This window comes from Micromonospora sp. DSM 43699, assembly GCF_055517075.1.
In genome coordinates this window covers 291,037-314,244 of record NZ_JBTMMT010000001.1, presented here as the reverse complement: position 1 = coordinate 314,244, position 23,208 = coordinate 291,037, and the positions used below count along the sequence as shown (strand labels likewise).

Below are 23,208 nucleotides of genomic sequence, written 5' to 3'. Positions count from 1 at the left end.
GAGGGCGGGAGGGGTGGGAGTTGGGGGATGAGAAGGAGACTGATGTGAGCGTGAGTGATGGGCTGGTTGGTCGGACGGTCGGAGTGCTCGGTGGGACGGGGCCGCAGGGGCGGGGGTTGGCCCGGCGCTTCGGGGCGGCCGGGTTGGACGTCGTACTGGGGTCGCGGGACGCGGAGCGGGCGGGGCAGACGGCCGTCGCCCTGCCCGGTCGGGTGCGGGGCGGGTCGAACGCCGAGGCCGCTGCCGAGGCAGACATCGTGGTGGTCGCCGTGCCGTGGGCCGGGCACGCCGATCTGCTCACCGCCCTCGCGCGGGTGTTGGCCGGGAAGATCGTGGTCGACTGCGTGAACCCGCTGGGGTTCGACAAGCAGGGCGCCTACGCCCTCGCCGTCGCGGAGGGATCCGCCGCCCAGCAGGCCGCCGCGATCCTGACCGGGTCGCGGGTGGTCGCCGCGTTCCACCACGTCTCCGCCGTGCTCCTGGAGGACCCGGGCCTCGACCCGGTCGACACCGACGTCCTCGTGCTCGGTGACGACCGCGAGGCCACCGACCTGGTCCAGGATCTCGCTGCCACCATCCCCGGGGTCCGGGGTGTCTACGGCGGGCGGCTGCGCAACGCTCACCAGGTCGAGGCGTTCACCGCCAACCTCATCGCGGTCAACCGGCGCTACCGGGCCCACGCGGGCCTGCGGATCACCGACGTGTGACCCAGGCGGCCGGCTGGCCGCAACCGGATCGACGTGTGGCGTGACGGCAACGGCTCGCTGAGTGGGCGTCGGCACCGTGATGTCAGTCCGGGACGGGGAATACCGGGATTTCCGGTAGGGAGGATGCCCTACCGGAACTGCCCCGTGGAATGTCTGGCGACGGCTCTGTGAGTTCTCCGGTACGACCGGTGAACCGAGAGCCGATTCACGCATGTGCGCTCCCGCCCGCTGGCTCCTGCGGACGGATTCGGCCCCGGTACCTGATTTCCGGTCAGTCCACAGATCGGAACGTGGCATTCAAAGAACACTTATCGCGCCGCCGGCGGTATGCGGAATCTCTCGGTTCGCCTCGTCGGGGTGTCGCGGATCCGGGTCGACCGGATGTGGGCGGTCGCGCGTTGTCGGCCCTGCGGCGGGGTCGTCCCGCCGCAGGGTCCCAGGAAAGCGCCCGGGGCAACGGTCATGTCGGGCAACCGCATGCCGACCTAGAAATTGCCGAAGGCAACCACAAAGTATCTTTGCTGTCGCGGCTCCGGTGGAATGTTAATTGGTAAAGCTCGATTGATCTAGAGGTAGCCCCAGCTCAGGGCGGCTGTGACCGAAATATTACGGTAGGTGTTAACGGTGGCCGTTGCCCTTCTTGGGGGGTTGCCCGTGTTTTGGGGCGCGTCATCGCCGATCGGTGCAGGTGGGCGCTTCGCCGGAAGATCCCGCCTCTGGGGTGACTGGGGGCGTATTGGCACCGGTTTGTTTCTGTGATTTATCGGGGCGATTTTGTAAACCGAAAGTGATCATCCCAGTTCAGCGCCATTCTCAGCATTCATCCAGCTTGTTTTATGGATGTGATCCACGTCACACTAGCCGCCCTGAATTCCGCTTCGGCAAGGGTCCGTACGCAGGCACTCCGTCTTGTTAGCGTTCTCATTCCCCGGACGTCGTTGAATCTGTGCATTGACCGTGAGGAACGTGGAAAAGTACTCTCGTGGCAATCCCACATCCGTATTGGACGGTTGCTTTCCAGGGCTGACGACTGATCGGAGCAGGCCCATGTTCGATGTAATCGTTGTCGGTGCACGCTGCGCGGGTTCGCCCGTGGCAATGCTGTTGGCCCGACGTGGCCACCGGGTCCTGATGGTCGACCGCTCCTCATTTCCGAGCGACGCGGTGTCGACCCACTACATCCACCAGGCCGGGCTGTCCCGCCTCCAGGCGTGGGGACTGCTCGACGAGGTGATCGACGCGAAGACGCCGGCCATCCGGAAGATGAACTACGCCAACCACGGCATCCCGTTGACCGGGTTCGCCGATCCGATCGACGGGATCGACGCGGTCTACTGCCCGCGTCGGGTCGTGCTCGACGAGATCCTGGTCAACGCCGCCCGCCGGGCCGGCGTCGAGGTCCTCGAGCAGTTCACCGTCTCCGACCTGGTCTTCTCCGACGGTCGGGTGGTGGGCATCCGGGGCCGCGAGGGCGACGGGCCGGAGCAGGAGTACCGGTCCACGGTGGTGGTCGGCGCCGACGGCTTCCACTCCACGGTCGCTCGGAAGGTCGGCGCGGAGCTGTACAACGTGCGGCCCGCCGCCGGCTTCACCTACTACTCCTACTACAGCGGGCTGGACTGGGGCCTGCACCACAAGACCGGCTTCCACGAGCAGTGGTTCGGCACCTGGCCGACCAACGGCGACGTCAACATGGTCGCCGTCATCTGCACCCGCCGGCAGCTCAAGGAGTTCCGCCAGGACCCCGAGGCGCGTTTCCTGGCCGTCTTCGACGACGTCGAACCGGAGATGGGCGCGCAGCTGCGCGAGCAGGGCCGGCGCGAGGAGCCGTTGCGGCCGATGCGCTACCCGGACAACTACTACCGCCGCTCGCACGGCCCCGGCTGGGCGCTGGTGGGCGACGCCGGCTACCACAAGGACCCCATCACCGGGTGGGGCATGACCGACGCCTTCCTGCACGGCGAACTGCTCGCCGACCGCATCCACGAGGCGCTCTCCGGCGAGCGGACCATGGACGACGCCCTCGCCGACTACGTCAAGGTGCGCGACGAGGAGAGCGCGCCGGTCTACGACTACACCACGGCGATGGCCGAGCTGACCCTCGACCCGTACTTGGAGGCGGTGCTCGGCGCGATCAGCACCAGCCAGGAGTGGACCACCAAGATGCTCGGCATGATCGCCGGCGGGGTCGAGGGGCACGAGCTGTTCGCCCCCGACAACCTGGACCGGATCTACGACGACGCCGGCGTACCCCCGCACAAGCGGATCTACGAACCGTCCTGATCGGCGTGAGGCCGCGCGGGACAGGCGCGGCACGACGGTGGAGGGCGCCCCGGTCCTCCGCCGTTCGTACGTGGCACTTGATCCCCCGAGGAGGCAGGCAGATGACGCGCGCGTCCAGCATGTTCGATCTCATCGGCCAACAGGACGACCAACGGTCCTACTACGACACCGGCGGCCGTGGTCGGTCCCACGCATTCTACACCGGTGAGGAACAGCACCAGCGGGAGCTGGAACGGATCTACCGCCGCCGCTGGCTGCCGGTGGACCACGTCTCCCGGTTCACCGAGAAGGGCTCCTACGCGACCCTGACCATCGGCACCGGCTCGATCCTGATCATCAACGGCGACAACGGCATCCAGGCGTACCACAACTACTGCCGCCACCGGGGGTACCGGCTGGTGGAGGAGGCCACCGGCAAGCGGCAGAGCATCGTCTGCATCTACCACTGCTGGGTCTACGACCGCAACGGCAAGCTCAAGAGCTTCAACGGCACGTACTTCGACCACTTCTTCGACAAGGAGAAGAACGGCCTGCTGCCGATCCGTACCGAGATCCGGTTCGGGGTCGTCTTCGTCACCTTCTCCGACGACGCCCCCGACCTCGACGCCTCCCTCGGCGAGTTCGGCGAGTTCGCCCGGGTCTACGAGCTGGCCGACCTGAAGTGCGTGCAGGCGAAGGACTACCCGGTCGCCTCCAACTGGAAGCTGGTGGCGCACAACGTCAACGAGAGCCTGCACTTCCCGACGGCACACAAGGACCTGCACCGGATCACCGACTTCGACGACGCGGGCACCTACGAGCTCAAGGGCGACATCGTCGGCGCGTGGCAGGTCATCCGGGACAAGTACAACTCGGTGTCGATGACCGGACGCAGCGACCGGACACCCATGCCGCTGGTCCCGGACGCCGACCTCAAGAAGATCAACTGGATCACCATCCTGCCGAACCTGCTCTTCGGCTTCACCGCCGACTACGTGATGATGCAGTGGGTCTGGCCGGAGAGCCCGAGCACCTGCTACGTGCGGCACTTCTGGCTGTTCCACCCCTCCGAGACGGCCCGCAGCGACTTCTCGCACGAGGCCGTCTTCGCGCTCTGGGACAAGGCCAACTACGAGGACTGGGAGATGTGCGAGCGGACCCACCGCGGCCTGTCCAACCCGCTCTGGTCGCCCGGGCAGCTCTCCCTGGACGAGGAGGTCGTCTCCCAGATCGACGCCTGGGTGGCGCGCGAGACGGCCGACCCCGTCGACACCGAGGGATGACGGCCGTGGTCAACTGCTTCCTCATCGGCGGCACCCGGGTCCTGGCCCGCTGCGCCGACCAGCTCGTCGAGGCCGGGATCCGCGTCGAGGGCGTCTTCACCGACGACCCGGTCGCCGCCGCCTGGGCGGACGCGCACGACGTCCCGGTGCTGGACCCGCACGCCGACCTCGCCGCCGCGCTCACCGCCACCGAGGTCGACTACCTGTTCAGTATCGTCAACTTCCGGATCCTGCCCGGCCCGGTGCTGGCGCTGCCGAAGGTGGCCGCGGTCAACTTCCACGACGGTCCGCTGCCCCGCTACTCCGGCAGCAACGTCGCCGCCTGGGCGCTCTACGAGGGGGCGACCCGGCACGCCGCGACCTGGCACCTGATGACCGAGGCGGTGGACGCCGGCCCCGTGTTGCTGGAACGGTGGTTCCCGGTCCGGACGCATTCCACCGCGCTCTCCCTGACCTACGAGACCGCCGAGGTGGGCATCGCGCTCTTCGCCGACCTCGTCGGGCACCTGCTGCGGCGCGGACTGCCCGAACCGGTCGACACCGGCGACCGGGAGCGTCGCTTCTACCACCAGCGCGACCGGATCGCCGGCGGTGGCCTCATCCACGCCGGCACCTCCGCCACCGAGGCCGAACGCATCGCCAAGGCCCTCGACTACGGCACGTTCCCCAACCCGCTCGGGGTGCCGGCGCTGATCACCGCCCAGGGTGCGGTGTTCACCAGCCAGGTCCGGCGCATCCCCCGCGAGGACCCGCCGTCGGTGACCGTCGCGACGGCCGTGACCGACTCCGCGCTGACCCTGTCCACCCCCGACGGCGACCTGCTGCTGAGCGACTTCACGGCGACCGACGGCAGTGCGCTCAGCGGCCGGGCAGTGGCCCAGCGGCTGGGCATCACCCCGGGCCGGCCGCTGCCGGCCGCGCCACCCGGGCGGTTGGCGGCGATCACCGACGCGCAGGGTCCGCTGCGCCGGCACGAGTCCTGGTGGAGGGCCCGCCTGACCGACCTGCGGCCGGCGCCGCTGCCCGCCGAGGACTTCACCGCCGCGTCCGCCCACTACGGCCGGTACGAGCTGGCCTACCTGCCCCGGTCCCGGGCCGAGACGGTCACCGTCATCCGCGCCTTCCTCGCCGTGCTCGCCGAACGGATGGAGGCGCCGAGCTTCGACTTCGCCTGGTCGACCTCCTCCGCGCCGGCCCTGGCCGAGGCGACCTGCGGGCTCGCCGTCGCCCGCGTCCCGGTGCGCTTCGACGCCGGCGCCGCCGACGAACTGTCCGCCCGGCTCGACGAGGCCACCGCCCGGCACGGTTACGCCACCGACCTGGAGGTACGCCTCGGTCTGGCACACCGCCCGGTCGGTGCCGACGGGCCGACCTTCACCCGGATCGCCGTCCTCCAGCGGCACCCCGACGACGAGGCGGCCACCGAGCCGGACACCGAGATCGCCCTGATCTGCCTGCACGACGGCCCGCCCACGGTGTTCGTCCGGGAAACCGCGATGTCCGCCGACGAGGCGCTGGAGTTCGCCGAGCGGGTCGAGGACATCGCCCTCGGGGCCATGCTCCTCGGCACCGCCGCGCCCATGCCCACGCCGGCTGCCGCGTCGACGCCCGCCGCTGCCGACGAGGCTGCGATCGCCTCGGCCGAGCCCGCCCCCGCGGACAGGGTCGATTCGGCACCGGCCGGTGCGACGCCGCCCGACGGGTCCGGGGCCACCCGACACGACGGGTCCGACGCCGTGGGCCCGACCGACGTCGCGTCGTACCCGGACCGTGCGGCCGAGCCGGCAGCCTCCGTACCCACAGTGCTGGATCTGGTCGCGGCCACCATGGCCGCCCGTCCGGACGCCGTCGCGGTCCGCAGCGGTGCCCGCCGGATCGACTACGCCACCCTGGACTCCTGGGCCGACGCCATCGCCGCCCACCTGTACGACCAGGGGATCGGTGCCGGGTCCGTCGTCGGCCTGCTCACCGAGCGCGGCCCCGACCTGGTCCCGGCGATGCTCGGCATCCTGCGGGTCGGGGCGGCGTTCCTGCCGCTCGACCCGAACTATCCGGTGGAACGACTGCGCCGCTACGTGCAGGTCGCCGAGTGCGATCTGATCCTCGCCGACGAACACAGCCTCGCGTTCGGCGCGTCGGTCGGTCCGGTGCTGCCGATCCCCGGCCCGGACGGGTCAGCGCTGGCCGCGCCGCCGACGGTCACCGGCGCCGACCTCGCGTACGTGCTGTTCACCAGCGGGTCGACCGGCGAACCGAAGGGGGTGGAGATCGGGCACGCCGCCCTGGCGAACTTCCTGACCGGCATCGGCGAACGGCTCGGCTCGTCCGAGACCGACATCGTCCTCGCGCACACCACCGTCGCGTTCGACATCTCCCTGCTGGAACTGCTGCTGCCGCTGACCGTCGGCGCGACCGTGACCCTGGCGTCCCGGGCGGTGGCCCGCGACCCGCACCGGCTGGCCGACCTCATCGGCGAGGTCACCGTCGCCCAGGCCACCCCGAGCATGTGGCGGCTGCTGCTGGAGACCGGCTGGACGCCGAGGCCGCAGCTCACCGTCCTGTCCGGCGGCGAGGCCCTGGTGCCGGCGACCGCCCAGCAACTGCACGGCACCGCCCGTGCCCTGTGGAACCTCTACGGCCCCACCGAGGCGACGATCTGGGCGTCCGCCCACCGGGTCGAGTCGGTCGGCGCGTTCCTGCCCCTGGGCGAACCGCTGCCCAACCTCACCCTGCACGTGCTCGACGCCGACCTGAACCCCGCCGACACCGGCGAGCTGTACCTGTCCGGCGTCGGCCTGGCCCGGGGCTACGTCAACCGCCCGGACCGCACCGCCGAGGTGTTCCTCACCCATCCGGCCAGCGGCCAGCGGCTCTACCGCACCGGGGACACCGTACGGCGGCACGCCGACGGCGCGATCGAGTGGTTGGGTCGGGCCGACTCGCAGGTCAAGGTCCGGGGCAACCGGATCGAACCAGCCGAGATCGAACGCGTCCTGGCGGAGTGCCCCGGCGTCACCGCCGCCGCCGTCGTCGCCGTCGCCTTCGAGGGCCGGGGCGAACCGCGGCTGACCGCGTACCTCGTCGGCGAGCGCACCCTGGTCAAGGCGGAGCTGGACACCTTCGTCGGCCGGCGGCTGCCCGAGTACATGGTGCCGGACGCCTATGTACGGCTCGACGCGATGCCGTTGACCGACAACGGCAAGATCGCCCGTGGCCGGCTGCCGCTGCCGGACCGGCACACCATCATCCGCACCGGCGTCCCCTCCGTCGCACCCACCGCGACCCCGACGGCCACCGGCTCCACCCCGGAACCGACCGTCCCGCCGGAGCCCGCCGTCGTCCCGCAGTCGACCGTCGCGCCGGAGCACCGCATCGCGCGGGTCTTCGCCGCCGTGCTCGGTCACGACGAGTTCCTGGTCACCGACAACTTCTTCGACCTCGGTGGGGACTCGGCAAACGTCACCCGCGCGGCGCTGGCGCTCACCGAGGAGTTCGGCGTCCCGGTGAGCCCACCGGCGATCTTCGCCACCGGCACCCCCGAACGGCTCGCCGGACTGCTCGAACCCGCGCCCAGCGCGTCCGGGCGCTCCCGGACCGGCACCACCGGGGCGACCCCCGAGCAGGCCGTCGTCGCTGCCGCCGAGGCGGTCGTCGCGGCCACCACCGACGCGGCTGCCGACCGTACCGTCGACGCCGCGTCGGACCCGGCGCACCCCGTCCCGGCCGGTGCGACCGGCGGACCGCAGGCCGCGACCGGCGACCCGGCCGAACCCGACACCGTACGGCCGGAGCCGCCCCGCCACCGCGCACCGGCGACCCGGTCCGGGACCCCGGCACCCGACACCGTCGGGGAGCCGCTCGCCGTCATCGGCCTGGCCTGCCGGTTCCCCGGTGCCGCCACCCCCGACGAGTTCTGGGCCAACCTCGCCGACGGGGTTTCCAGCGTCGGAGACGCGCCGACCGGACACCGTGGCTGGGGTCACCTCTGGTCCACCGCCGACGAGGTCCCGACCGGCTGGGTCGACCGGGTCGAGCACTTCGACGCCGCCCGGTTCCAGCTCACCGACCGGGAGGCCCGACGGCTGGACCCGTTGCAGCGGCTGCTGCTGAGCGTCACCGACGAGGCCCTGGAGAGCTGCGGCCACACCGCCGCCTCCCTCGGCACCGCCACCGGCGTCTTCATCGGCACCATCGCCAGCGACTTCCCCGAACTGGTGGCGGGCAGCATCGGGGCCGGCGACCCGCACGTGGCCACCGGCACGGCGGTGTCGATGGTGGCCAACCGGCTCTCCCACGCCTTCAACTGGTCGGGGCCGAGCTTCGCCGTCGACACGGCCTGCTCGTCCTCACTGGTCGCCCTGCACCAGGCGGCCATGCACCTGCGCGCCGGGGAGGTGGACGCGGCCGTCGTCGGCGCGGCCAACCTGGTGCTGACCCCCACCAAGACCCGCTCCTTCCTGCGCAACGGCATGCTCTCCCCGACCGGGGTGTGCCGCACCTTCGACGACGACGCCGACGGGTACGTCCGGGGCGAGGGCTGTGGGGTCATCGTCCTGAAGCGGCTCGCCGACGCCGAACGCGACGGCGACCCGATCCTCGCGGTGGTCCGCGGGTCCGCGGTGAACCACACCGGTGCCGCCGGCTTCCTGACCGCGCCGAGCAGCACCGCCCAGCAGGCGGTGATCCGCAGCGCCCTGCGGCGGGCCGGCGTCGAGGCGGACGGGATCGGCTACATCGAGGCGCACGGCACCGGCACCCAGCTCGGGGACCTGATCGAGCTGGAGGCGTTGCAGGCCGCCCTGGGCCCGGCGCGGCGGGGCACGGTGGCGGTCGGCTCGGTGAAGACGAACATCGGCCACCTCGAACCGGCGGCCGGGATCGCCGGCCTGATCAAGACGATCCTCGCGCTCCAGGCGGACCGGATTCCGCCCTCGGCCCACCTCACCTTCCCGAACCGGGCGTTCCGCTTCGAGAACTCGCCGCTGTTCGTCCCGGACCGGCTCGTCCCGTGGGTCGGGCCCCGGGTCGCCGGGGTCAGCAGCTTCGGCTTCGGCGGGGTGAACGCGCACGCCGTCCTCGCGGCGGCCCCGTCGCCGACCCGGGCGCCCGCCCGGACCGGTCCCGGCCTGCTCACCCTCTCGGCCGGCTCGGAGGAGGGGCTGCGTATCCTCGCCGGTCGGCTCGTGCACCTGCTCCGGGCGCCGTACTGCCCGCCGCTGGCGTGGATCTGCGTGGCCAGCCGGCAGCGGCCGGCGGCGACGTACCGGCTCGCCTGCGTGGTGGACACCGTCGAACAGCTCGACGACAAGCTGATGCTCTTCCTCGCCCGCGCCGAGGGCACCCGGAACCTGTACACCGGGGTCGTCCCCATCTCGTCGGGGTTGACCCTGCCCCCGCTGGGTGACGCGCCCGGACGCGACGCCCTCGACTCGGCGGCCCGCCGCTTCGTGGCCGGCGACGGTCTGGTGGCCGGGGAACGCGCCCCGGTGCGCTTTCCCACCGCCCCGCACGAGGAGAAGCACCTGTGGCTGGCACCCGCGTCGTCGGCGGGGCAGCTCCCGGCGGCCGGCACGCCCGGCGACCGGTCGTGGCGCGAGCACCCGGAGGCCCTGGAACACGTGGTGCTGGGCGACCCGACGCTGCCCGGCGCCGGCTACCCCGGCAAGGTCGCCGAGCTGCTCGGACGGGACGCCTTCACCCTGCGGGACCTCACCTTCCGGGCCACCGTACGGCCGCCGACGACGCTCACCGCCGAACGGCACGGCACCCGGGTCACCTTCCGTGACGACACCGCCGCCGTGGTCTGCGACCTGGAGGTGACCGACCCCGAACCGGCCGATCCGACGCTCACCCCACCCGCCGACCCCGTCGGGCTCACCCCGGTCGACCTCGACGGCATGTACCGCGACTTCGACCGCAACGGCCTGCGGTACGGCCCGAGCTTCCGCTGCGTACGCCAACTGTCGATAGCGGACGGTGCGGCGACCGGCACCCTGCGGGTCGAGGCCGGACCCGACGCCGGTCCGGTGGACGCCCGGCTGCTCGACGGTGCCTTCCAGGTGGCCCTCGCCGCCTGCGGGGCGCAGGGCCTCTACGTGCCGTTCACCGTCTCCCGGCTGACCGTGCGGGGCCGGCTCACCGGCGAGGTCCGCGTGCACGCCCGCCGGGACCGGGGCAGCGCGCCCGACGCCGGGCTGCTCACCGCCAGCCTGGTGGTGCTCGACGGCGACCGGCCGGTGCTCACCGCCCAGGGCGTCACCTGGCGTCGGATCTCCCCGGCACCGCCGTCCACCCCGTCCACCCCGGCGGGCGCGCACGACCGGGCCCGGTTCGACGGCACCACCCCGCCCGGCGGCCCCGCGCACCGTGACGCCCCGCCCGGGTCCGTCCCGGTCCACGGTGCCGAGGGCAACGGTCGGGTCCCGGCCGCGACCGGACCCGCCGCCGCAGCCCCCGTCCCGGTCAACGGGGTCGCCGCCTCCTTCCCGGTCATCGGGGCCGCCGGTGCCGGCGACCTCGGTCGGGCGCTGGCCCGGTGGATCGCCGAGGGCCTGGAGACCGACGTCGAGACCCTCGAACTGGACCGCCCGTTGGAGGCGCAGGGGCTCGACTCGATGCTGGCCGTCTCGCTGGCCCAGGACATCCGTAGCCGGCTCGGCGTGGACATCCCGGTCACCATGCTGCTCGAGGTGGGGACGGTGGAGAACCTCGCCCGGGAACTGCGCGACACGTACGGCGTCACCGCCGTGCCCGGTGCCGTACCGGCAACCGGCGCGGTGCCACCCGCACCGGACGGCGGCTCTCCGGCTGACACGCCGGTCGTACCGGCCCCGGCCCCGGCTGTGGTGACGCCGGTCGCCGAGGCGACCTCGGCGGCTCCGGACCGGCACGACATCGCCATCGTGGGCATCGACGGCGTCTTCCCCACCGCCAGCAACCTCGACGAGCTGTGGGAGGTGCTCACCAGGGGCGAGGACTGCCTCCGCGAGGTCCCGAAGTCCCGCTGGGACATCGACGACTACTACTCCGACGCGGCCGAACCCGGCACCGTCTACCTGCGCCGGGCGGGCTTCGTCGACGATCTGACCGACTTCGACGCGCCGTTCTTCCGGATCTCACCGGCCGAGGCCCAGTGGATCGACCCGCAGCAGCGCCACCTCATCCAGTCCGCCTGGCGCGCGCTGGAGGACGCCGGCCTGTCGGGCCGTACGGCCGGCCGGTCGACAGGCGTGTTCGTCGGCGCCAGCTACCAGCACTACCGGGACATGGTCGTCGGCGACGTGGTGCAGACCGCTGCCGGGCTGGGCAACCACAACGCGATCCTGGCGAACCGGGTGAGTTACTTCCTGGATCTGTCGGGGCCGAGCATGACGATCGACACGTTGTGTTCGTCGTCGTTGGTGGCGTTGCACACCGCCGTGCGCAGCATCCGCAACGGCGAGTGCGACCAGGCCATCGTCGCCGGAGTCCACCTGGCCATGTCTCCGCAGTACTTCCAGCTCGGCTCCCGCCTGCGTTCGTTCTCTCCGTCGGGTGCGTCGCGGGCGTTCGATGCGGGGGCGGATGGGTTCGTGCCGGGTGAGGGTGTGGTGACGGTGGTGGTGAAGCGGTTGGTGGATGCGGTGCGGGATGGGGATCGGGTGCGGGGGGTGATTCGGGGTTCTGCGGTGAATCACGGTGGTCGGACGAGTGGGTTGACGGTGCCGAGCAGTGCGGCGCAGCGGGAGGTGATCGTGGCGGCGTTGCGGGATGCGGGTGTGGGTCCGGAGGGGATCGGGATGGTGGAGGCGCATGGGACGGGGACGTCGTTGGGTGATCCGATCGAGGTGGAGGGTTTGACGCGGGCGTGGCGGGGGTTTACGTCGCGGACGCAGTTCTGTGCGATTGGTTCGTTGAAGTCGAATATTGGTCATTTGGAGCCGGCGGCGGGTTTGGCGGGGTTGGTGAAGGTGTTGTTGTCGTTGGAGCACGGGGTGGTGCCGGCGACGTTGCATGTGGTGCGGCCGAATGACCATATTCGGTTTGAGGACACTCCGTTTTTTGTGGCGGATCGGCCGGTGTCGTGGCCTCGGGTCGAGGGTGTGCCGCGTCGGGCGGCGGTGTCGGCGTTCGGGATGGGTGGGGTGAACGCGCACGTGATCGTGGAGGAGGCACCGGCCCTGGCGGTTCGGGAGCCTCTGCCACAGGGGTCGTTCGTGGTGAAGGTGTCCGCGGCCAGTGAGGACGGGGTGCGTCGGCTCGCGGACGGGTATGCGCGCATGTTGTCGGGTGTGGATTCGTCTGTGGTGGGTGATGTGGGGTTCACGGCGAATGTGGGTCGTGCGTCGCATCGGTTCCGGGTGGCGGTGCAGGGTGTTGACGGGTCTGGGTTGGCCAATGCTCTGAGCGCGGTGGTGGGTGGGGATCGGCCGGTGGGTCGGTTGTCGAATCAGCCGCCGTTGTCGGTGTTCCTGTTCTCGGGTCAGGGTTCGCAGTATGCGGGGATGGGTGCGGGGTTGTACGCGACTGAGCCGGTGTTTCGTGAGGCGTTTGATGAGTGCGCTGAGCTGGTGGGGTCGTGTTCGGATGTGCCGTTGCGGGAGGTGGTGTTGGGGGGTCGGGGTGGTGAGTTGGTGCAGACGCGGTTCGCGCAGGTGGGGATCGTGTCGGTGCAGGTGGGGTTGGTGCGGTTGTTGGAGTCGTGGGGTGTGCGGCCGGGGTTGGTGGTGGGCCACAGTGTGGGTGAGTTGACGGCGGGTTGGGCGGCGGGGGTTTTCGGGTTGGGGGAGTTGTTGCGGTTGGCGGTGGTGCGGGGTGGGTTGATGCAGGCGCAGCCCTCGGATGGGGCGATGGCGGTGGTGTTCGCGGACGCCGGATCGGTGGAGGCGGTGTTGTCGTCGTTTCCGGGGGTGGAGATCGCGGCGTTCAACGCCCCGCGCAGTGTGACGATCTCCGGCCCGGCCGAGATGGTGGAGGCGTTCGGGTCGGGGTCGGGGTTGCGGACGCAGCGGTTGACGGTGAGTCATGCGTTCCATTCGGCGGCGATGGCGGGTGCGGTGGACCCGTTCGCCCAGGCGTTCGGGCAGGCGATGGTGTCACCGCCACGGGTCGGGTTCGCCTCCACAGTGACCGGTGGCTGGCATGACGCCCGATCAGTGGCCGACGGCCGGTTGTGGGGGTCGGGGATTCGCCAACCGGTGCGTTTCGCGCAGGCGGTCGAGGCGGTGCACACCGCCGGTGGACGAGTCTTCTGGGAGATCGGCGCGCATCCGGTGTTGACCGGTCTGGCGCGGTCGACGCTTACCGACACCGGTCTGACCTGGTTGTCGACGCTGCGACGGGACCACGACGATCAGGCGCAGCTCCACACGGCGGTCACGTCGTTCTACAACCAGGGTCACGGTGAGATCGACTGGGTCGGGGTGCACCACGGGAAGGGACACCGGACCACCACCATCCCCACCTACCCCTTCGAGCGCCGGGAGTTGAGCGCACCCCGGTTCCCCGGTTCCGCCGCCGCGCGGCGTCGACCGGAGCCGGAGGTCTCGGTACCCGCAGCAGGTGACGAGGCAGTCGGCCACCCGTTGTTCGACCGTCACTACGAGCACTGAGCGAGGGAACGTGACGTACCGGGTCGAGACCTACGAGAAGACCTTCGCCGCACACGAGCCGTTCATCGCCCAGCACCGCTCCGGCGGTCTCGGCATCCTGCCCGCCGCCGTGCAACTGGAGATGGCCCTGCTGGGGGTCGCCCAGCGCGGGGCGTTCCGCCCGCTCGAACTCGTCGACGTCGCCTTCGTCCGGCCGTTCACGGTCGCCGACGGCGAGCAGGTCACCGGCCGCCTCGACGTGACCCTGGGGGAGCGGACCCGGTTCGAGTTGGGCGCGGTGACCCCCGAGGGCCGCAGGACGGTGTCCACCGGGTCGGGCGGGCCGATCCCGTCGGGCACCCGGCCGCCGGCCGCCTGGGCGGTGAGCTGCCCGGTGCCGGTCCCGCCGGAGCGCGTCTACGCCGGCTGGTCGGCCGCCGGCCTGGTCTACGGGCCTGACTTCCGCACCGTACGCCGGCTCGCCGTCGGCGCGGGCACCGCCGAGGCGACCCTGGAGACGGTGGCCCAGCCGCTGCCGTGGTACTCCCATCCGCTGCTGATCGACGGCGTCTTCCAGGTGGTCAGCTGCGCCCTCCAGGACCTCACCGGGGGCGACCCACCGGGGCCGATGCTGCCGATCGGGGTGGCCCGCCTCGCCCTGCACGCCGAGCTGTCCCCGCTCAGCGCCGGAGTGACCGTCCGGGTACGACGTACCGCCGTGCAGGACGCCTGGTCCGTCGCGGACGCCATCCTGGTCGACGACACCGGCCGGGTCGTCGCCGCACTCACCGGGGTACGGATGCGCCGGTTGCCGGCCGCGCGTCCCGCACCGGCGACCGGGCGGCTGCTCACCCGGATCGACTGGGCCCCCGCCGCCGCTCCCGCCCCCGGGGGGCCGGCGGCCGGCACCTGGGTGGTCCTGCACCACGGCGAGCGGGACGGTCCGGGAGCGGCCACCGTGCGGGCACTGCGCGCCGACGGGGCCCGGGTCGTCGAGGTGCTGCCCGAGCCACCGGCGTCGGGCCTCGGGGCCGACCAGCGGGTGATCTCGGAGCCCGACGAGCCGGCGTTCCAGCGGCTCTGGGCGGAGCTGGCGGAGCCGGTCGCCGGCGTGGTGCACCTGTGGAACACCGGCCCGGCCCGACCGGAACCCACCGAACTGCGTCTCGGCCTCTACTCCTGCCTCGCCGCCCTGAAGACCCTCGGCCAGCGGCAGCGCTCCGGGCACTTCCTGGTCGGCACGGAGCTCGGTCAACCGGTGGCCGGTGGCGACATCCCGGAGCCGGCCCGGGCCGCGCTGTGGGGGCTCGTCCGCACCGCCGCCATCGAGTACCCGGGGCTGCGGCCCCGTCTCGTCGACCTCGATCCCGCCTCGGCCGTCGCCCTGCCGGCCGAACTGGGCGACGGGGGACCGGTGGAGACCGGCTATCGCGCCGGAGTACGGCACGCGCCGGTCCGGGTGCCCCTGGCCGCGGCCGACGGTGGTCGGCCGTCGGTCCGGCCGGCCGGCCGTTACCTGATTCTCGGCGGCCACGGTGGGCTGGGCCTGGCGGTGGCCCGCCGCTTCGCCGCCGACGGCGCCGGCCTGGTCGCGCTGGTCAGCCGCTCCGGCGGTACCGGCATCGACCCCGCCGTCCTGGCCGGCATCGAGTCGTACGGCTGCCGGGTGGTCTCGTTCGCCGCCGACGTCGGCGCACCCGGCGCGCTGGCCGAGGTGGTACGGGAGATCGGCCGCCGCTTCGGTGACCTGCACGGGGTGGTGCACGCCGCCGGTGCGCTGAAGGACGGGCTGCTGCGCGGCACCACCGCCGGGGACGTGGCCGAGGTGCTGCGCCCGAAGGTCGACGGGGCGCACGAACTGGCCGCCGCCGTAGCCGGCACCGCGCTGGACTTCGCCGTGCTGTTCGCCTCGGTCTCCGGCACCTTCGGCAACCTCGGCCAGGGCGGGTACGCCGCCGCCAACGCCTACCTCGACGCGTTCGCGCACGCCCAGGGCAACCCGTGGACCAGCGTGGACTGGGGGCTGTGGGGCGAGGTGGGCATGGGCACCGCGGTTGCCGAGCAGCTTCGGCGGCGCGGCGTCCGGCCGCTCGGCACGGTCGAGGCGCTCGACGCGCTGATGACCGTCCTGCGTGACGACGTCCGGCAGGTCGTCATCGCCCATCCCGACGTCGCGCCGGGCGTCGGGCCCGTCGGCACCGGGGAGACGCCCGGCGCCGGCGTGGCCCCCGCCCACCCGACACCCACGCCGCCGGCCGCCGCCCATCCGGCCCCGGCCGCCGCGCACCCGGCCCCGGCCGCCGCTGGGCCCGGTGCGTCCCCGCGTGGGTCCGACGACATCGACGCCGGACGCACCGAGGACGGGCTCGCCGACTTCCTCGCGGAGCGGCTGGGCCTCGACGATCTCGACCGGACCGCCCCGCTGACCGACTACGGCATCAACTCGATCCTGAGCGTCGAGCTGGCCGAGGAGTTGTCCCGGCGGTGGGCGGTAGCCCTCCCGGCCACCCTCTTCCTCGAGTACGGCGACTTCGCCGAGCTGGCCGGGGCGCTCGCCACCCGGTACGGGGCCCGGCCACCCGCCCCGCAGCCGGCACCGGCCGCCGCTGCGCCCCCGCCGGTGGCTGTCGTGCCGGACCCGGCTCCCGTCACCGGGCCGGCGGCACGGCGGGCCGGTGACGTCGCCGTGGTGGCCGTCTCCGGTGACCTGCCCGGGGGACGCGACCTGGCCGACCTGTGGCCGATGCTGCGCGCCGGCACGGACGCGTTCACCGAGATTCCGGCCGACCGCTGGCCCATCGACGACCACTACCAGCAGCGCAGCCCCGACATGACGGGCACCTACTGCCGGACCGGCGCGTTCGTCGCCGGGATCGACCGCTTCGACCCGAAGTTCTTCGGCATCGCCGTCCGGGAGGCCGAGGAGATGGATCCGCAGCAGAAGCTGCTGCTGGAGCACGCCTGGTCGGTGGTGGACGACAGCGGGCTCGCCGGCCGGCGGGACATCGGCGTGTTCGTGGGGGCCACCTATACCCATCACCGCGACGCGCAGGGGTTGGCGGCCGTCGGCCCGCACACCGCCCTGGGTTCGATGAACGCCGTCCTGGCCAACCGTATCTCCTACGCGCTCGACCTGACCGGCCCCTCGCAGACCGTCGACACGCTCTGCTCGTCGTCCCTGGTCGCCCTGCAACAGGCGGTGGTGAGCCTGCGTACCGGGCAGTGCGGCGCGGCCATCGTCGCCGCCTGCCACGTCGGGCTGACGCCCTGGTACTACCGCAGCCTCAGCCAGCTCGGCGCGTTGTCACCGACCCGGCCCCGGCCGTTCGACGACCGGGCCGACGGGTTCGTGCCCGGCGAGGGTGCGGTGGCAGTCATGCTCAAGCGACTCGACGACGCCGAACGCGACGGCGACCGCATCCACGCGGTGATCCGGGGCGCGGCGGTCAACCACGGTGGCCGGGGCAGCGCCCTGCCGGTGCCCCGCAGTGAGTCGCAGGTCGCGGTGATCCGGGCCGCGCTGGCCGACGCCGCGCTCACCCCGGCCGACATCTCCCTGGTCGAGACGCACGGCACGGCGACCCGGCTCGGCGACCCGATCGAGATCGCCGCCCTGGCCGAGGTCTTCGACGGCGACCGGCCCGAACCGTGCCAGCTCGGCTCGGTCAAGGCCAACATCGGTCACCTGGAACCGGCGAGCGGCCTGGCCGGCCTGGCCAAGGTGCTGCTCTGCCTGGAACACGGTGAGATCCCACCGTTGGCCGGGTTCGCGACGCTCGGCGCGCACATCGCCCTGCCCCCGGGCCGGCTGGCCATCCCGACCGCACCGCAGCCGTGGCGGGCCACCGGGCCGCGCCGGGCCGGCATCAGCGCCTTCGGCATGGGCGGAACGAACGCCCACGTCGTCGTCGAGGAGTACCTGCCCACCCCGGCCGCCCGCCCTGCCGACGGGCCGGCGCGCGAGCACCTGCTGGTGCTGTCGGCGCACACCCCCGAGCTGCTGGCCCGGCGGGTCGCGGACGTCCGGCGGATGATCGAGGAGGACGTCGCGGTCGACGTCGCGGCGCTCTGCTTCTCGGCCTCGGTGGGGCGGGTCCACCTGCCGTACCGGGTCGCCGTGCTCGGGGCGACCGGGGCGGCCCTCGGTGCGGGCCTGCGCCGGGCGCTGCGCCTCGGGCCTGAGCTGCCGGGCGCGGTGCTGCGCGGGGACACGGTGCTCGTCGGGGACACGGTGCTCGTCGGTGAGCCGGTGCCGGTGGGGCGGGATCTCGCCGAGCGGTTGGCGCGCCACCTGCCGTGGCCCGCCGAGCGGATCGTCGCCGAGCTGCGTACCCCCGACGGCGGGTTGCTCACCGCGCTGGCCGGCTGGTACGTCGCCGGCCGCGACGTCGACTGGCGACCCCTGTACGACGGTGCCGGGCTGCGCCGGCTCACCCTGCCGCCCTACCCGTTCCGGGACCACGCCGGCCGGGTGTCCACCCGGCCGGCCCCCGGTCCGTCGACGCCGCTCCCGGCGGTCGCCGCCGACCCGGCGGACGGTCACCGGGAACCCGGGCTCGACCGGTTGCTGGACGCCCACCGGGTCTTCGGCCGGCAGACCGTGCCGGCGGCCCTCCTCGTCGCCCGGGGGTTCGCCACCGCCGCCGTCCTGGAGCGGCTCGCCTTCACCGCCCGTGGCACCGGGCGGCACCAGCTCACCGACGACCGGTCCGACGCGACCGTCGGCAGCACCGTGACGTTCCGCTACGGCGGCCAGGTCATCGGCCGTCTCACGGTGGGCGCGGTCCGATCGGAGGGTCCACCCCCCGCGCTGCTGCCGGCGGACGGGGAGTACGCCGCACACCCCCGCACGCTCGACCCGGCCGGTCTGTACGCGTGGTTCGCCGCGAAGCGGGTCGACTACGGCGCGGCACTGCGGGTCGTCGGCCACATCGCGTACGGCACGACCGGGGTGCTCGTCCGGGTCGACCACGCCGACGCGGACCCGGCGGTGCGCGCGGTGGCCGCGCTCGACGCGGCGCTGCAGAGCATGGCGGTGTTGACCCTTGCCGATCCGGCCGCCTCCGCGCTGACCTACCTGCCGGTGTCGATCGGACGGGCGGTGCGCTGGGCGGACCCGGCCGACACCCGGCACGTGCGGCTGCGGCTCACCGGGCAGGACGTCGACGGCAGCCGGCGGGCCGACGCCGCGCTGCTGGACAGCGCCGGCCGGGTCCTGGTCTCCCTCACCGACGTGGTCTACCGGCCGGTCGCCGCACCGACCGACACCCCCGTCGCGGACCAGCCGGCAGCGGACACCTCCCCTGTGGTGGGCCCGACGTCCACGGCCGGGCGGGAGCCGGCCACCGCTGTCGCGGTCGAGGAGATCGTCGTCGAGGTGGTCCGCACGGTGCTGCGGGACCCGGACGTCGCCGCGACCGGTTCGCTCGCCGCGACCGGCATCGACTCGATGCTCGCCACCATGGTCGCGGCCGAACTCCAGGAACGACTCGGGGCGACGCTGAGCCCGGTGGAAGTGTTGCAGGCGCGGGACTGCCGGGCGTTGGCCGCCGTGGTGACGTCCGCCCTGTCCGCGCAGGCCCCACCCGTGACCAGCGCCCCGGCCGTGGCCGGCACCGGGGCCGCCCCGGCGGCCGAGGCCGACCTTCCCGGGCCCGCCGTGGCCGACGCCCGCGTCAGCACCGGGCAGCCGGTTCCGGTCCCCCCCGCCGTACGGGTACAGCCTCCGGCCGGGCCGGACGGCGGGGACCGGGGCGACCTGGCCGTCATCGGGATCGCCTGCGCGCTGCCCGGCGCCACCGACCCGGAGGGCTTCTGGTCCCTGCTGGCGCGCGGGGGCAGCGGCACCGGCCCCGCGCCCGCCTTCCGCTGGGCGGGGGGCGGCGACGGGGCCGCGATCGGCGGCTTCCTGGGCCCGATCGACGAGTTCGACGCCCGGTTCTTCGACTTCTTCGCCAAGCAGGCCGAGGTGCTCGACCCACAGGTCCGCTGGCTGCTGCGTACCGCGTGGGAGGCGTTGGAGTCCGCCGGGACCGCCCCACTGTCCACGCCCGCCTCGACCGGTGTCTTCGTCGGCGCCAGTTACCAGCACTACAAGGACTACAACCTCGCCCCGGAGCTGGACGCCCCGAGCGGACTCGGCAACCACAACGCGTTCCTGGCGAACCGGGTGAGTTACTTCCTGGATCTGTCGGGGCCGAGCATGACGATCGACACGTTGTGTTCGTCGTCGTTGGTGGCGTTGCACACCGCCGTGCGCAGCATCCGCAGCGGTGAGTGCGACCAGGCCATCGTCGCCGGGGTGCGGCTGGCGATGTCCCCCCTGCACTACACCGCGATGCGGAACCTGCGGGCCCTCTCCCCGTCGGGTGCGTCGCGGGCGTTCGATGCGGGGGCGGATGGGTTCGTGCCGGGTGAGGGTGTGGTGACGGTGGTGGTGAAGCGGTTGGTGGATGCGGTGCGGGATGGGGATCGGGTGCGGGGGGTGATTCGGGGTTCTGCGGTGAATCACGGTGGTCGGACGAGTGGGTTGACGGTGCCGAGCAGTGCGGCGCAGCGGGAGGTGATCGTGGCGGCGTTGCGGGATGCGGGTGTGGGTCCGGAGGGGATCGGGATGGTGGAGGCGCATGGGACGGGGACGTCGTTGGGTGATCCGATCGAGGTGGAGGGTTTGACGCGGGCGTGGCGGGGGTTTACGTCGCGGACGCAGTTCTGTGCGATTGGTTCGTTGAAGTCGAATATTGGTCATTTGGAGCCGGCGGCGGGTTTGGCGGGGTTGGTGAAGGTGTTGTTGTCGTTGGAGCACGGGGTGGTGCCGGCGACGTTGCATGTGGTGCGGCCGAATGACCATATTCGGTTTGAGGACACTCCGTTTTTTGTGGCGGATCGGCCGGTGTCGTGGCCTCGGGTCGAGGGTGTGCCGCGTCGGGCGGCGGTGTCGGCGTTCGGGATGGGTGGGGTGAACGCGCACGTGATCGTGGAGGAGGCACCGGCCCTGGCGGTTCGGGAGCCTCTGCCACAGGGGTCGTTCGTGGTGAAGGTGTCCGCGGCCACCGAGGACGGGGTGCGTCGGCTCGCCGCCGCGTACGCCGACGCCTTCGCGGCCTCCCCCGACGACCGGGCCACCGCCGACCTCTGCCACACCGCCAACGTGGGCCGCTCCCCGCTCGACCACCAGACCGCGGTGAGCGGCCCCACCGGGCAGGCCCTCGCCGAGCAGCTCCGGGCGGTCGCCGACGGCCGAATCCCGGTCGCCCGCGTCGACCGCCACCGGCCCGCCGACCCGCTCCCCGCCGACCCGGCGCGGCGGCACGTGGCGGTGGTGGAGCAGGTCCGGCAGGGCCGGGCCGACATCGACTGGGCCGCCCTGTCCGCACCGGGCGCACGGAGCGTCGCGCTCCCCACCTACCCGTTCGACAGGGGCCGCTACTGGCACACCCGTCCCGCCCCGGCGGTGACCGTGCCGGCCCCGGTCACCACTGTGCACCTGCCCCCGGAGCACACCCCGGTGGACCCCGGGCCCACCGCCGGCCACCGTCCCGGCGACCCGGCGTCGACGCCCGCACCGGAGGCGCTGTGCACCCGGTGGCGGCCCGCCGGCCCGCTGCCCGGCGCATCGGCGTACGGGGTCACCGTGCGGGTGGTCGTGGCGGACCGGGCCATCGGCGGCGCGGTCTCCGCCGCGCTCGCCGCCCAGGGCGCCGACCTGGCCCCCGACGGGGCGACCCCCCGCGCCCTGGTGGCGGTCGAGACCGCCCCCGGGTCCGCCGGGACCACACCGGACCTGCGCGGGTTCTGGGAACAGCTCCGCTCGTACGCCGCCACCGTCCCGCCCCAGGGCAGAGTGGTCTGGGTCGCCTACCGGTCGGCCGCCGTCGACGAGACGGACCGTGCGCTGCTCGACCCCGAGGCCGCCGCGCGGGCGTTCGCGGTCCGCGCCGCCGCCGCCGAGAACCGGTTCACCGTCGCCGTGCTCGACCTCGACCCGGCCGACCCGGTCGAGATCCGGGCCCGGCAGGTCGCCGCCGAGTTCGCCGCGCTGCGCGCCGGCGACGACACCGTCGTGGCCTACCGCCGTGGCGTCCGGTACGTGCCGACTCCGCTGCCGGCCCCGCCGGGCCCCCCGGCCGACCTGACCGGGGACGGGTACCACCTGGTCACCGGCGGCCTCGGCGCGGTCGGCCGGCGACTGGTGACGCACCTGGTGACGCGCGGTGCCCGGCGCATCGGCATCGTCGGCCGGTCGCCTGTCGACGGGGCAGCCGAGGACTTCCTGCGCGGGCTGCGCCCGGCTGCCGAAGTGGACTACCAGCGGTGCGACGTCGCCGACCCGGTCGCGTTGACCGCCGTCGCCGCGTCCTTCGCCCGCCGGTGGGGCCGGCTGCGCGGGATCGTGCACTGCTCCGGCGGGGTCAACCAGTTCGGGTCGCTGCGTCGTCGGCAGTGGTCGGAGGCGGCCCGGGTGACCGCCCCGAAGGTCGCCGGCTCCCGCAACGTGATCCGGCTCGCCCGTACCGAGGGCGCCGACCACGTCGCCCTGGTCTCCTCGATCGCCGGCGCCCTGCCCGACGCCGGCCGTGGCCTGGTGGACTACGCCCTGGCCAACGCGTACCAGCTGGCCCTGGCCGAGCAGGCCGGCGACGACGGTCCGACGGTGACCGCGCACGCCTGGCCGAACTGGTCCGGCATCGGTATGGCGGCGGACGAGTCCTTCTCCGCCGGGCACTCGATCACCCTCGACCAGGCGGTGGCCGGCTTCGACGCGTACCTGCTCACCGGGGGTGCCGTGGTGTTCCCCGGCAGCGCCGTACCGCAGCCGACCACCGTGTCCGCACCGCCGTCGGGGGCGGATCACCGGCCCGCGCCGACGGCGGGCCCGGCGTCCGCCCCGGCTGACCGGGCACCGGCTGACCCTGCCCCGGCCGACCCCGCCGGTGGCGACGCCGTGCCGGCCGGACCGCAGTCCGGCGGTGACCCGGGGGTCGCGTACCGGCTGGTGCGGGACGCCTTCGTCGACGTGCTCGGTGAGGACCCGGGTGATTGCCCCCTGCCCGACCTCGGGCTGGACTCGCTTGTCATCGCCGACCTGACCAGCGCCATCGAGCGGCTCAGCGGAACGACAGTCGACCCCTCGCTGGTGATGCGGTCCCGCACCATGGCCGACCTCGCGGCCGGGCTGACCGACCGGGCCGGCGCGTCGGCCGTACCGCCCGACCCGGCGCCCGGGCCCGATCCGGCATCCGGCGCACCCGTGGCGGTGTCGTCCGCGCCCGGTCCGGACGACCCGGTGCCCACGGCGAGCCTCAGCGCACTGCTGCGGCCACTGCTCGCCAACGGCCAGCAGCCGCGCCACTGACCTGCCCACCGAGCCTGACGGAAGGAGCGACG

General features: G+C 73.2%; 5 protein-coding genes. All 5 read left to right on the top strand.

Annotation, left to right across the window (positions count from 1 at the left end; genetic code table 11):
- Positions 1 to 20 precede the first annotated feature (20 nt).
- The 5 genes from npdG to AC0AIB_RS01375 all read left to right on the top strand — a co-directional run bounded on the left by npdG (position 21) and on the right by AC0AIB_RS01375 (position 23,176).
- A complete protein-coding gene (gene npdG / locus AC0AIB_RS01395) occupies positions 21 to 707 on the top strand; it encodes an NADPH-dependent F420 reductase (RefSeq protein ID WP_442930698.1) in 687 nt (228 codons plus the stop codon).
- Between the two features lie 1,047 nt (positions 708 to 1,754).
- On the top strand, positions 1,755 to 2,990 hold the full coding sequence (locus AC0AIB_RS01390) for an NAD(P)/FAD-dependent oxidoreductase (protein ID WP_328346042.1): 1,236 nt from the start codon (positions 1,755 to 1,757) through the stop codon (positions 2,988 to 2,990).
- A gap of 101 nt (positions 2,991 to 3,091) precedes the next feature.
- Complete coding sequence (locus AC0AIB_RS01385) at positions 3,092 to 4,252, top strand: aromatic ring-hydroxylating oxygenase subunit alpha (RefSeq protein WP_328346044.1); 1,161 nt, start codon at positions 3,092 to 3,094, stop codon at positions 4,250 to 4,252.
- On the top strand, positions 4,249 to 13,842 hold the full coding sequence (locus tag AC0AIB_RS01380; protein WP_465095838.1) for an amino acid adenylation domain-containing protein: 9,594 nt from the start codon (positions 4,249 to 4,251) through the stop codon (positions 13,840 to 13,842). The genes AC0AIB_RS01385 and AC0AIB_RS01380 overlap by 4 nt, the downstream gene beginning before the upstream one ends.
- A 10-nt stretch (positions 13,843 to 13,852) precedes the next feature.
- Positions 13,853 to 23,176 carry an SDR family NAD(P)-dependent oxidoreductase gene (locus tag AC0AIB_RS01375; protein WP_465095837.1) on the top strand — a complete coding sequence of 3,108 codons (9,324 nt, stop codon included), beginning with the start codon at positions 13,853 to 13,855 and terminating at the stop codon, positions 23,174 to 23,176.
- Positions 23,177 to 23,208 lie beyond the last annotated feature (32 nt).